The 12,308-nt window shown below is 69.4% G+C and carries 10 protein-coding genes; 2 read left to right on the plus strand and 8 right to left on the minus strand.

Annotation, left to right across the window (positions count from 1 at the left end; genetic code table 11):
- Positions 1 to 69 precede the first annotated feature (69 nt).
- Positions 70 to 1,257, plus strand: coding sequence for an MFS transporter (locus tag ACWAUG_RS06965; protein WP_460801961.1), 1,188 nt, complete (start codon positions 70 to 72; stop codon positions 1,255 to 1,257).
- A 184-nt stretch (positions 1,258 to 1,441) separates the two neighbouring features.
- A complete protein-coding gene (locus ACWAUG_RS06970) occupies positions 1,442 to 2,875 on the plus strand; it encodes an MFS transporter (protein ID WP_460801962.1) in 1,434 nt (477 codons plus the stop codon).
- Positions 2,876 to 2,937: 62 nt separating this feature from the next.
- On the opposite strand, the gene ACWAUG_RS06975 is transcribed toward ACWAUG_RS06970, so the two are convergent.
- From ACWAUG_RS06975 to ACWAUG_RS07010, 8 genes are all read right to left on the minus strand, one after another.
- Complete coding sequence (locus ACWAUG_RS06975; protein WP_460801963.1) at positions 2,938 to 4,650, minus strand: long-chain-fatty-acid--CoA ligase; 1,713 nt, start codon at positions 4,648 to 4,650, stop codon at positions 2,938 to 2,940.
- Between the two features lie 141 nt (positions 4,651 to 4,791).
- A complete protein-coding gene (locus tag ACWAUG_RS06980; protein ID WP_460801964.1) occupies positions 4,792 to 6,300 on the minus strand; it encodes an aldehyde dehydrogenase family protein in 1,509 nt (502 codons plus the stop codon).
- Positions 6,297 to 6,941: an HD domain-containing protein gene (locus ACWAUG_RS06985; RefSeq protein WP_460801965.1), complete on the minus strand. Its 645-nt coding sequence runs from the start codon at positions 6,939 to 6,941 to the stop codon at positions 6,297 to 6,299. The genes ACWAUG_RS06980 and ACWAUG_RS06985 overlap by 4 nt, the downstream gene beginning before the upstream one ends.
- 15 nt (positions 6,942 to 6,956) lie before the next feature.
- The gene (locus ACWAUG_RS06990) at positions 6,957 to 8,240 is read right to left on the minus strand and encodes an NAD(P)/FAD-dependent oxidoreductase (RefSeq protein WP_460801966.1); all 1,284 of its coding nucleotides are present in this window, start codon (positions 8,238 to 8,240) and stop codon (positions 6,957 to 6,959) included.
- A gap of 13 nt (positions 8,241 to 8,253) precedes the next feature.
- Positions 8,254 to 8,574: a 2Fe-2S iron-sulfur cluster-binding protein gene (locus tag ACWAUG_RS06995; RefSeq protein WP_460801967.1), complete on the minus strand. Its 321-nt coding sequence runs from the start codon at positions 8,572 to 8,574 to the stop codon at positions 8,254 to 8,256.
- A gap of 26 nt (positions 8,575 to 8,600) precedes the next feature.
- Positions 8,601 to 9,338, minus strand: coding sequence for an SDR family NAD(P)-dependent oxidoreductase (locus ACWAUG_RS07000; protein ID WP_460801968.1), 738 nt, complete (start codon positions 9,336 to 9,338; stop codon positions 8,601 to 8,603).
- Positions 9,339 to 9,361: 23 nt separating this feature from the next.
- Positions 9,362 to 11,206 carry a PEP-utilizing enzyme gene (locus ACWAUG_RS07005; protein WP_460801969.1) on the minus strand — a complete coding sequence of 615 codons (1,845 nt, stop codon included), beginning with the start codon at positions 11,204 to 11,206 and terminating at the stop codon, positions 9,362 to 9,364.
- Positions 11,207 to 11,233: 27 nt separating this feature from the next.
- Positions 11,234 to 12,307 carry a PEP/pyruvate-binding domain-containing protein gene (locus tag ACWAUG_RS07010; protein WP_460801970.1) on the minus strand — a complete coding sequence of 358 codons (1,074 nt, stop codon included), beginning with the start codon at positions 12,305 to 12,307 and terminating at the stop codon, positions 11,234 to 11,236.
- Position 12,308: the final 1 nt, after the last annotated feature.

The raw sequence follows: 12,308 nt of genomic DNA on the forward strand, positions 1-12,308 counted from the left end.
GGCGTGCCACACTGGCACGCGACAGGAAGTGCGACGGGAACTGCGCGTTCGCGCGGAGAGAGGACGCACATGAGGGCTCGACACTGGCTCGGGATCGTCGCGCTGTGCCTGGTCGCGACGCTCATGCGTCCGGCGGTGACCGCGGTGGGGCCGGTCATCGACCGGATCGCCGGGGACACCGGCATCCCGCTCGCGCTCCTCGGGTCGCTCTCGACCATCGTGCTGCTCACCTGGGCGGTCGTCTCGCCCTTCGCGCACGGACTCGGCCGCCGCCTCGGCCTCGGCGCCGCGGTGCTCGCGGCCCTCGGCCTGCTCACCCTCGGCGTCATCGTCCGCTCCATCCCCGGCTCGAGCATGTGGCTCTGGGTCGGCACCGCACTCATCGGCATCGCCCTCGCGATCGGCAACGTGCTGCTGCCCGCCGTCATCAAAAGAGACTTCCCGCTGCGCGTGCCACTGATGATGGGCGTGTACTCGGCGATCCTCGGCGGCGCGGGTGCGGTGGCATCGGGTCTTGCGGTTCCGATCGCGGATGCTACGGGCGCCGATGCCGGAGCCGGGTGGCGACTGTCGCTGCTCGTGACCGGTGGCGCCCTCGCCCCGATCGCGATCCTCGCCTGGTGGTCCGTCATCCGCCACGAGGCGCGCACCCGAGATGCGGCCGGCACCGCGGCATCCCGCGCCGCGATCTGGCGCGACCCCGTCGCCTGGCAGGTCGCCGGATACATGGGCGTGCAATCGACCACCTTCTACGTGCTCGTCACCTGGATCGCGACCATGTCGCTCGACACCGGCCGAGACAGCACGCTCGCCGGCATCGATGTCATGGTCTACCAGGTGTTCTCGCTCGTCGGCTCGCTCGCGATCGCCGCCGCCATGCGCGGCCGCGGCGCCCGCATCACCCCTGCGGCCCTCCCCCTGCTCGGCATCGCCGGGATCATCGGGCTCATGCTCCTGCCCGACCTCATCGGCTTCTGGGTCATCCCGCTGGGCACCTTCTCGGGGATGTCCCTCGGCGTCTCCCTGACCCTCATGGCCGAACGCGCCCGAGATGCCAGCACGTCATCCGCCCTGTCCGGGATGTCGCAGGCCGTCGGCTATGCCATCGCCGCGATCGGTCCCGCTCTGTTCGGCGCCGTGCAGGCGAGCACGGGCAGCTGGGCACCATCGCTCGTGATCCTGCTCGTGACCATGAGCCTGCAGGCCCTGTTCGGCGTCTTCGCCGCCCGGCCCCGCTTCGTTCTCGACCGATCCTGAGTCCCGCTTTCCTGATTTCTCAGGAAGGGCGCCGATACAATGGACGACGGCCTCGAGCCGCAATGACGCATTCGATGACACGACACGACGAACGTCCCCACTGCGGCAGCTTCTGACACGGCACGGTCGAACCGCGCACCGTCCGTCCACCCCGTGTCAGGAGCCCCTCTTGTCGTCTTCCTCCGTGCCCACGCGCACACCCCGTCAGGCGGTGGGGATGATCGCGGTCGCCGCTGCGGCCGCGTTCCTCGCCACCTTCAACGAGACGTTCCTCAACGTCGCGCTCACCCCGATCATGCGCGACTTCGACGTGACCGTCGGCACCGTGCAGTGGCTCGCGACCGGCTACCTGCTCGTCGCCGCGGTGTTCGTTCCCGTCGCGAACGTGCTCTACCACCGCTTCTCGACGCGGCCGCTGTTCGTCATCACCGTCGCGTTCCTCGTCGTCGGCTCGATCATCGGCGCCCTCGCCCCGAGCTTCGAGGTGCTGCTCGTCGGCCGTCTGCTGCAGGCGATCGGCACGGGACTTCTGACCCCCATCGGCATGAACATCACGCTGACCGTGGCGCCGCGCAAGAAGCTCGGCCTCGCCATGGGCATCATGGCCGCGATGACGACCCTCGGCCCGTCGCTGGCGATCGTGCTGTCGGGCATGCTGCTGACCATCGCCCCCTGGCCTTTGCTCATGTGGGTCTTCGGCACGCTCTCGATGATCGTCCTGATCCTCGGCGCCCTGCTGCTGCGCAACGTCGCCGAACTCGGCCGCCCCGTGCTCGACGTCGTCTCCTTCCTGCTCATCACCATCGGCCTCGTCGGCCTGCTCTACGGAGTCTCCACCGTCTTCGAGGGGTCTCTGCTCATCGCGATCGGCGCCATGATCGTCGGCCTTGCCGCTCTCGTGCTGTTCGTGGTTCGCCAGAACCGCATCTCGAACCCGTTGATCGACATGCGCCCGTTCCGCAACACGCCCTTCGTACTGGGAATGCTCATGACCATGCTCGGTCTGCTCTTCGTCTTCGCGATGAACGTCGTCGTGCCGATCTTCCTGCAGTCCGCGCAGGGCGTCGAACCCCTCGGCGCATCGCTGGCCCTGGCCCCCAGCATCCTTCTCACCGTGGTTCTCGGCCCGATCGCCGGACGCCTCTTCGACCGCCACGGCGGACGCGTGAGCATCGCGCTCGGCTACCTGGTGATGGCCGTCTTCGTCGCGCTCGTCGTGATTACCGCCGGCAGCGGCTCGGTGGTCCTGCTCGCGCTGCTCTACATCCCGGCCGTGCTCGGCACCGCGTTCGTCGTCGGCCCCGCACAGACCTTCGCGCTCGCCAGCCTCGACCGCGAACTCGCCCCGCACGGCATCACCGCGATCAGCACAGGGTTCCAGGTCGCCGGCTGCGTCGGCACCTCGCTGGCCGTCGGCATCTACGGCGCCCTCGCCGGCCTCGACCTGGCCGACGGCGGCTCGTCCGCGCTGCTCGGCTTCCGCGGCGTCGGCGCGTTCGTCGCGCTGGCCTCACTCATCGGCATCGCCCTGGCCGTCGCCGCCTACCGCGGTAAGCGCGGTGCGGCGACGACGGCGGACTCCGACGAGGCCGCAGCCGAGGCATCCGTCCCCGCCTGACCCCACGAAACGAGAAGGGGGGCGCACCGGTCGAACCGGTGCGCCCCCTTCGTGCTTTCGGGTCAGTCCTCGATCGCGCGCGTCGCCTTGCGGTCGGCGATGAGCGTGTCGCGCACCGTGCGGCGCAGCACCTTCCCGATGAGCGAGGTGGGCAGCTCCTCCCAGACGGTGTAGGCGCTCGGACGCTTGTACTCGGCCAGGTGCTCGCGCACCACGGCACGGACCGCATCCTCGTCGAAGGTCGCCCCCTCTTCGAGCACGACGATCGCCGTGACGACCTCGGCTCCGCTGCCGCGGGGAATGCCGACGACGGCGGATGCCGCAACACCCGGAACCGTCGCGATGACCTGCTCCACCTCACTGGGTGCGACGTTGAAGCCGCCCGTGATGATGATCTCCTTCTTGCGGTCGACGACGGTCACGAAGCCGTCCTCGTCCTGCACGACCAGATCGCCCGTGCGCAGCCAGCCGCCCTCGAGCAGGGTCGCCGCGGTCTCCTCCGGACGGTTCCAGTAGCCCTGGAAAACTTGCGGGCCTCGGATCAGCAGCTCACCGGACTCACCCAGTTCAACCTCGCGGGTCGGCTCGTTCGGATCGACGACCTTGATGTCGGTCGAGGGGAAGGGAATGCCGATCGCACCGATCTTGCGGTGATCGGTGAACGGGTTCGCGAGTGCCACGGGGCTCGTCTCGGTGAGGCCGTAGCCCTCGTTGAGCATGCTGCCCGCCTGGTCCTCCCAGCGCTTGACGACCGCCGGGGTCAGGGTCATCGCACCGGAGATCGCGTAGACGACGCCGGAGAGATCCAGCTTGCCCTCCTTCGCGACGCGCGCGAGACGGTCGAACATCGGCGGCACAGCGGGCACGAACGTCGGCGGGAACTTCTTCGCCGCCTTCTCGACCAGCGCGGGGTCGAACGTCGGGAACAGCACGGCGCACGAACCGGTCTCGACCGAGTAGATGACCGACAGCAGCACGCCGAAGGAGTGGAACATCGGCAGCAGACCGTAGATGCGGCCCTCGCCACGGGTGAACTCCGGCATCCATGCGCCGCCCTGACGGGCATTGGACCACAGGTTCGAGTGGGTGATCATGGCGCCCTTGGGGGTTCCGGTCGTGCCGGACGTGTACTGCAGGGAGGCCAGATCGGATGCTGCGGGGCGCGGGTGCGACGCGGCCAGCGGTGCGCTCTTCTCGAGCTTCGCGAACGGGATCGTGCCCGGGGCGGGAGCCGTCAGCTTCTCGCGGGACTCGCGGGCCTTGGCGATCGGCAGCCCGAGCGCGAACCGCATCGAGAGGGGCATCGCGGTCGTGACGTTGACGGAGATGATGTCGCGCGGGCGCACATCGTCGGGGAGCGCGCGCAGCGTCGGCACGAGCTTGTCCCAGGTGATGACGATGCTCGCCCCGTGGTCGCGGAACTGCACCTCGAGCTCGTCGCGCGTGTACAGCGGGTTGTGCTCGACGACGACCGCCCCCAGCCGCAGCACGGCATAGAACGCGATGACGTGCTGCGGCGCGTTCGGCATGATCAGGGCGACGCGGTCGCCCGCCTTCACTCCCAGCTCGCGCAGGCCGTTCGCCGTGCGCGAGACGCGGTCGCCGAGCTCGCGGTAGCTCACCGTGCGGTCGAAGAAGGCGATCGCTGGGCGCTCCGCCCATTCGGCGACGCGCTCATCGAGCAGGTCGCTGAGCGAACCGGTGACGGGTTCGATGTCGATCGGGGTGCCCGGCGCATAGAACCGGTTCCAGGCGCGCGTCTCGTTCAGCTGCATAGGAAAATCCTACGCTGTGCGGGGTTTCGGGGCGGGGCGGGGCGTTCCGCCCCGCGGAGGTTGTTGCGCGTGGCGGACTTTCTTCCACAAAACCTCCGCCAGGAGCAACAACCTCCGCCAGGAGCAACCGGTGGGCGGGAGTCACCGCACCCGGCGGTGCACCGACTGCGGGGTGAGGTAGGCGGCCAACCCCTCGAGCCCGTACTCGACGCCGAGTCCGGAGTCGTGCCGGCCGCCGAAAGGGGCGTAGTGGTTGGAGGCGAACATGTTGACCCCGACGGAGCCGGTGTCCATGCGCCGGGCGATGCGGAACGCGACATCCTCATCGCCGCCGAAGACGATCCCGCCGAGACCGAACGGGGTGTCGTTGGCGATGTCGACCGCAGCGTCGATCGAATCGGCGCGCAGCAGAGTGATGACCGGACCGAAGATCTCCTCGCGCGCGATCGTCATGTCGGGCGTGACGTCGGCGAACACGGTCGGGGCGACGAACGCCCCGCCGGGGATGGGTTCGGGAACATCTCCCCCGACGGTCGCCCGCGCACCCTCGGCGACGCCGGCGCGAATGTACCCGCGCACGCGGTCGCGCTGCGCGAGGGTCGCGACGGGGCCGAACACCGTGGCAGGATCCAGGGGGTCTCCGACGGGAGCCGCGGCGACCGTCGCGGTCACCATGTCGACGAGTTCGTCGTAACGGTCGGGGGTCGTGACCAGGCGCGTGGAGATGTAACAGGTCTGCCCGGTGTTGCGCATGCTGCTGCGGATCAGTCCCTTCGACATGGCATCCAGGTCGGCATCCGGCAGCACCAGCGCGGTCGACTTGCCGCCCAGCTCCAGGGTGACCGGTCGCAGCAGTTCGCCGCAGGCGGCGGCGATGCGCCGGCCGACCGGCGTCGACCCGGTGAACGCGACCTTGTCGATGCCGGGATGCCGCACGAGCAGCTCGCCCGTGGCGCCCTCGCCGGTGATCAGGTTGATGACCCCCGGCGGGATGCCGGCCTCATCCGCCGCGTCCAGCAGGAACCGGATCGACAGCGGCGTGGGACCAGCGGGCTTGATGACGACGGCGCATCCGGCGACGAGCGCCGGGGCGAGCTTGATCACGACGAGGTTGATGGGGAAGTTCCACGGCGCGATGAGCGCCGCGACGCCGATGGGGTCCTGCGCGACGACCGTCTCCGCTCCCCCGGTCGGGAACGCCCGCACGTCCCCCGTCTCCAGGTGCGCGGCGAGGCTCGCGAACACCCGCAGGATGGATGCCGCGTTCGCCGCGGCCCCGGCGGTCTCCGAGACCGGCGAACCGTTCTCGAGCGTGTTCGTGATGCTCAGCGCGTCGGCCCGGCGCTCGACCGCGTCCGCCATGCGGCGCAGCAGATCCGCACGCTCCGATGGAGCCCGGGCAGCCCACTGGGGTTGGGCGGCCCGGGCCGCTGCCACCGCGGCATCGACGACCGCCTCGTACGCCTCGGGCACCGCCCCCCATTCCTCACCGGTCGCCGGGTCGACGACCGGTGAGGTCACGGGGGAGGTCGCCGTCGTCTCGACCCCGCCGATGCGGTGGCCGGTGACGCGGGTGTACGGCAGTCCTGCCGCGGCCTCGCGGTGGCGATCGCGCATCGCCGCCACGAGGTCGTCTGTGAGAAGGGTCATGACAGCTGCTCGATCCTCAGCAGCAGCTCGGCGCGGTCGAGCTCGGCGGTCGCCATCTGCACGGCGGCGTCGGTGAGCAGCTCGGGCATGATCTCCGCGTGCAGGCGACTGCAGTAGTGCGCGGGCGTGAACCCGAACCACTGCGAGGCCAGCGCGATGCCGGTCGGGGTGAACCGCCACAGCCGGTCGGCGTCGCGCACGAGGGAGTCCTCGATCGAGTGCGATTCCTGCCGGGTGTCGTGCCCGTCGATGATGTCGGTGACGCGGGTGATGAACGCGTCGTCGTAGCCGAGCGGGGGCAGCACCTCGCGGGCGATGTCGCAGCCGTGCCGCTCGTGCTCGTAGCGCACATCGGCCCGGCGCCAGTCGCCGGCGAAGCCCTCGGAGATGATGCGGTCCTGGTCGACGCGCGCCCAGCCGGTGTCGTGCAGCAGGATCGCGACGCGCACGACGAGCGCGTCGGCCTCGGGGTGCGCCTGGCAGAGCCGCTCGGCGAAGGCGAACGAGATGGGCAGGTGGATGTCGTTCTGCCGCGAGCGCGATTCGGTGACGATTGCCCGCCACAGCGGGTCGAGGTCGTCGTGCGCGGCAGCGGCTGAGATGGGGGTGGTGTCGACGGGGACGACGGCGGGGAGGGTCATGTCATTCTCCGACTTTCAGGCGGCAGCGGCGTCCGGCAGGACGACGGCGGATTTCAGCGGGACGGTGGTGTCGCGGGCCGCATCCGGCGGGATCGTCCCGCCCTTGGTGAGCGCGGATTTCACGGCGAGGAACTCCACCGGGTGATTGACGACGTCGGCGGCGATGAGGCGCCCTTCTCGGTAGTAGAGCACCGAGAACTTCTCGCTGTCGGGCTCTCCGCGCACGATCACCCGGTCGTATCCGGTCGACAGCCCGGCGATCTGGAGCTTCAGGTCTCCCTGGTCCGACCAGAACCACGGAACGGAGCGGTATTCGGCGTCTTCTCCCAGGAGGGTCGCGGCGGCGATCTTCGCCTGCTCGAGGGCGTTGTTGACGCTCTCGAGACGAATGCTGCCGCCGATGCCGAGCGGGTAGGGGTTGGGCATGAGCGTGCAGTCGCCGGCGGCGACGGTCATGCCATCGGATGCTCGGGCCGCCGAATCCACGACGATGCCGCCGTCGACGACGAGACCGAGCTGGTCGGCGAGTTCGGTGCGCGGGATGACGCCGACGCCGATGAGGACGAGGTCGGCGGGGATCACCGTGCCGTCCTCGAGTTCGACGCCGGTGACGGAGCCCTGGGCTCCGGCGATGCGGGCGTCTCCGCCGAGGATGCGGCGGATCCGAGCATCCAGCACGACATCGATGCCGCGTCGCCGGTGCGCGTCGAGGTAGAAGGCGCTGGTCTCCTCGGCGACGACCCGGCCGACGAGCCGGGGCGCCGCTTCGAGCACCGTGACGTTCTTGCCGAGGCCGCGGGCGACCGCGGCGGTCTCGAGGCCGATGAATCCGCCTCCGATGACGACGACGTTCTTCGCCTGCTCATCGGCGAGCGCGGGCTGCAGGGCGATGGCCTGGTCGGCATCGCGCAGGTAGTGCACGCCGTGGTAGTCGGTGCCCTCGAGCGGCAGACGGCGGGCGGATGCCCCGGTCGTCAGCGCGAGCCGGTCGAACTCGATCCGCCGGCCGCCCTCGGTCGTGGCGATGCCTGCGCCGTCGGGGCCGCGGTGCACGGTGACGATGCGGTCACCGGTGACGAGCTCGATGTCGCGTTCGGCGAACCATTCGCGGGTGCGCAGGATCACATCGTCGGGCTGCAGCTCGCCCCTGATCCACCCTTTCGACAGCGGCGGGCGCTGGTAGGGGCGGTGGGGCTCCTCGCCGACGAGGAGGATCGGGCCCGTGTCGCCGCGCTCGCGCAGCACCGAGGCGATCTGGACGCCTGCCTGACAGGCCCCGACGATGAGTGTGGTGGACATGGCGGTCTCCGGGTCAGATCTGGTCGCTGGGGGTGGTGACGTGGTACTCGCAGCCGTCCTGCAGTTTGATCTGACAGGACAGTCGCGAGTTCTCCTCGCGGTCGACGGCGGTGCCGTCGAGCATCTCGTCTTCGAGGTCGCCCGGTCCGCCGACGAGCTCACGGGTCTCCTCGGCGACGAAGACGTGGCAGGTGGCGCAGGACAGGCTGCCGCCGCATTCGCCGACGATGCCGGGCACGCCGTTGCGCACGGCGGTCTCCATGACCGAGTCGCCGGGCCGTCCGTCGATGCTCGTGACGGTGCCGTCGTCGGCGGTGTAGATGACGGTGCTCATGGGATCTCCTTCGATCGGGCGGGGTCTCAGATGAACTGGCGGCCGCCGTCGACGACCACGGTCTGGCCGGTGACGAACGCCGCGGCGGGCGAGGCGAGGTACTGCACGGTGCCGACGATGTCGTCGGGGTCGATGGGGCGGCGGATGGATCCGCGGTCGACGCCGTACGTCTCCGCGTTCTCGATCAGGCCGTGGCTGGCCTCGGTCAGCGTGAAGCCGGGGGCGACGGCGTTGACGGTGATGCCGCGAGCGCCGAGCTCCTTCGCGAGCACCCGGGTGAGGCCGATGACGCCGGCTTTGGATGCCACGTAGTGCGCCCACTGGGCGGAGCCGCTGTAGACGGTGGCCGACGAGATGTTGATCACCCGGCCGTCGTCTGCGAGGTGGGGGGACAGCGCGCGCGCCACTTGCCACGGCCCCTTGAGGTTGACCGCCATCACACGGTCCCACTCCCCCTCGTCGATCTCCTCGAACGGCGATCGGGTGACGGCGGCGTAGATGGCGGCGTTGTTGATGAGCACGTCGACGGATGCTCCGCCCTCCGCAGCGGCGGAGGCGAGAGCATCCGTCGACGCCCGATCGGTCACGTCGACCCGCACCGCGAGAGCCTGGCCGCCGGCATCCGTGAGGGATGCTGCGACGCGGGCAGCCGCATCGCCGTCGATGTCGGCGACGACCACGCGGTCGCCGGCCGCGGCGAAGGCGCGGGCGAACGCTGCGCCCAGGCCTCCGCCGGCGCCGGTGATCACCACGGTGCGAGTCATGTCTTCTTCTCCTGGGGTTCGGGTCAGTCGAGGATCGTGACGGTGCCGGAGTTGCCGTCGACGCGCAGCATCTGCCCGGTGGTGATCTCCACCGAGGCGGTGCCGGTGCCGGTGACGGCGGGCATGCCGTACTCGCGGCAGACGATCGCGGCGTGGCTCATCATTCCGCCGATGTCGGTGACGGTCGCGCGGATCTTGCCGAAGATCGGACCCCAGCTGGGAGCGGTGACCGGGGCGACGAGGATCTCGCCGTCCTGCACCTCGCTGAGCTGGTCGGCGGTGGAGATGACACGGGCAGGCCCCTCGGCGGTGCCGGGAGAGGCTGCCATGCCCTTGAGCGTCCCCTCGGGCACATCGCTCTTGCCGAGCCAGTTCTGGATCTGGTCGTCGGTGATGCCCCACAGCATCAGGGTGAAGGGCTCGGTGATGACCTCGGGCGGGGTGTTCAGCGCCGGCTGCGGACGGGCCGTCGACAGGGCGTCGACGATGCCGCGGCGGCGCTCGACCTCGGCAGGCCAGTGCGAGGGCCCGATCGCCGGGGCGCCGACCATCCAGCCGTTGACGTAGTCGAACAGCACCTCGCGCACCTCGTCGCGGCGCAGGTAGAACATGTCGCTCGTCTCGGGCCAGAAGCCCGCCTCGTGCAGCACCGCCGAGAGCTGGCGGGCCTTGCGCCAGAAGACGCCCATGGTCCAGTGCTCGATGTAGAAGTTGTGGTTCTCGACGTACGGGTAGACGGTGCGCGCAAGCCCCAGCTTGCCCTGGAACGTGGCGAGCGCGTCGCCGTCGAGCAGCTCGGCGTACTCGGCCGTGATGCGATCGCGCTCGGCGACGAGCTCCTCGACATGACGGTCGATGTCGGCGCCCTGCTGCAGCTTCTCGATGTAGCCGGCGATGAACGCCAGCGGGATCGCGGGCACATCGCGCCAGTACTGGTCGTGCGCGTAGAAGCCGTTTCCGGTCGTGAAGTTGAACCAGGGGTCCTGGGCGTCGTTCCACGCCTCGGTCCACGCCGTCCCCGCGGGGTGCGCGGCGATCGCGGCGAGGGTGGCCGCGGCATCCGACGTATCGCCGAAGAGACCCGTGAGGCCATCGCGCACCGCGATCTTCGCCAGCTTCTTCAGCTCGTCATCGGGGCGGAACAGCTCCATATCGACGCCCTGCACCATCGTGGCGATGGCCTGGTCGGGGATGCGGGGGAAGAGCTCCTTGCAGAACATGAACAGGTCGAGGTAAGCGACGTAGCCGAGGTTGAGGAACTCGAAGTGGTACTGCCAGGCGCGGTAGGCCAGCGAGATGAGCTTGTCGTAATTCTCGAGGAACTCCGTCGCCGGGCTAGTGCCCTTGCCGCTGAGCACATCCTCGATCGGGATCATCGCGGGCAGGGCCGTGAAATCGAGCCCCTCGATCTCGTCGATCGTCGCCCGGAGCTTGCGGTGCCAGTTCTCGAGCAGGCTGTCCCAGTTCTCGAAGTAGTGGCCGGCGCGCTGCATGAACTCCGGAACGCGCGCTTCGATGTCGGCCGGGTCGACCGCGACGGGCGACATGAAGACATAGCCGTTGTGGATGCGGTATTCGATGCCGTTCGCGGTGGGGATCAGCAGCTGACGGGCGTTGTACTGCCCGAGGCATCCGACGGCGAACTCGAAACCGATCGTCTCGAAGGGCTTCGTGACGCTCGGCCAGTGCTGGCTGTCGCAGAACCAGAACTTGGCCTCCTCGACGTCTCGGCGGCCGTCCTGGAAGACGAGGTTGTAGGCGTAGATGTCCTTCCAGCCCTCGGCGCCGGCGGGCGGGGCCTGCTCATAGGGGCTCGGGAACGAATTGCGGGCTGTCGTGGCGGGTGCCACAGCGGTCGACTCTGACATGGCTGTGATCCTTTTCGGGTATGCGGCTCAGCGGCCGATCTGGGTCATGAGGGACTGGGTGATGCTGGCGATTCCGAAACCGGAGGTGGTCGGCGCCGCGGCGGGGGTCTTGTTCGACCAGACGGTCTCGGGGCGCGACTGCAGAAGCAGCAGGTTCTCGCCCTCGGGCAGAGTGCGATCGATCGCCCACTCGATGTCCTGCGGGGATCCGAAGTGCTTCTCGGCGCGCTTCGCGATCGCGGCGACCGCGGTCACCTCCGCGTCGCTGAGCGAGCGGATGCCGCGGCGCTCGGCCTCGACCTCGCGCTCCACGACGCCCTGGGAATCGGCATCCGGAATCATCTCGATGTGCTTGTCGCCGATCTGCTCCTCGCTGATCGTCAGCAGCACCTTGTCGACGTGCAGGTTGTCCGGGGTGACGGTCCCCGAGACGACGGACTCCCCCAGCCCCCAGGCCGCATCGATCACGATCGTCGAGCGGTCGCCGTTGGAGGGGTCGATCGTCATCGCGACACCGGCGGTACGGGCATCCACCATCTTCTGCACCGCGACGGCCATCGACAGCCCCTCATCCGGGATGCTGTTCGCCAGGCGGTAGACGATGGCGCGCGAGGTGTAGAGCGAGGCCCAGCAGCGGCGCACATGCTCGGCGACCGCATCGCGACCGCGCAACCACAGGTAGGTGTCCTGCTGGCCGGCGAAGCTCGCATCCGGCAGGTCCTCGGCGGTGGCGGAGGAGCGCACCGCGACCGGCTGCTCCTCGCTGAAGCGCTCCTGCAGAGCGGCGAAGGCCCGCGAGAACTCATCGCGGATGGCGTCCGGGATCTCCCGGCTCAGGAATTGATCCCGGATCTTTGCCGAGACCTCATCCACCATCGCGACGTCCTCGGGGTCGAGGCCGGCCAGCAGCGCATCGATCTCATCGGCGAGCCCCGTGAGCTCGACGAACGACGTGTACGCGGTCGTCGTCACGGCGAACCCGGGCGGCACCGGCATGCCCGCACCGGTGAGATTCACCAGAGAGGCGCACTTGCCGCCGAGATCCTCGATTGTCGCCGGGCCGGGCTCATCGAAGAAACGGATGAAGAGGTAGTCGCTCATG

It is taken from the genome of Microbacterium sp. GXF6406 (genome assembly GCF_054798215.1).

What these genes read in the sequence shown, in the direction of transcription:
- ACWAUG_RS06965 (WP_460801961.1), top strand. Translation starts at nt 70, where the DNA reads ATGAGGGCTCGACACTGGCTCGGGATCGTCGCGCTGTGCCTGGTCGCG.
- ACWAUG_RS06990 (WP_460801966.1), bottom strand. Translation starts at nt 8,240, where the DNA reads ATGTCCACCACACTCATCGTCGGGGCCTGTCAGGCAGGCGTCCAGATC.
- ACWAUG_RS07010 (WP_460801970.1), bottom strand. Translation starts at nt 12,307, where the DNA reads ATGAGCGACTACCTCTTCATCCGTTTCTTCGATGAGCCCGGCCCGGCG.
- ACWAUG_RS07005 (WP_460801969.1), bottom strand. Translation starts at nt 11,206, where the DNA reads ATGTCAGAGTCGACCGCTGTGGCACCCGCCACGACAGCCCGCAATTCG.
- ACWAUG_RS07000 (WP_460801968.1), bottom strand. Translation starts at nt 9,338, where the DNA reads ATGACTCGCACCGTGGTGATCACCGGCGCCGGCGGAGGCCTGGGCGCA.
- ACWAUG_RS06980 (WP_460801964.1), bottom strand. Translation starts at nt 6,300, where the DNA reads ATGACCCTTCTCACAGACGACCTCGTGGCGGCGATGCGCGATCGCCAC.
- ACWAUG_RS06995 (WP_460801967.1), bottom strand. Translation starts at nt 8,574, where the DNA reads ATGAGCACCGTCATCTACACCGCCGACGACGGCACCGTCACGAGCATC.
- ACWAUG_RS06985 (WP_460801965.1), bottom strand. Translation starts at nt 6,941, where the DNA reads ATGACCCTCCCCGCCGTCGTCCCCGTCGACACCACCCCCATCTCAGCC.
- ACWAUG_RS06975 (WP_460801963.1), bottom strand. Translation starts at nt 4,650, where the DNA reads ATGCAGCTGAACGAGACGCGCGCCTGGAACCGGTTCTATGCGCCGGGC.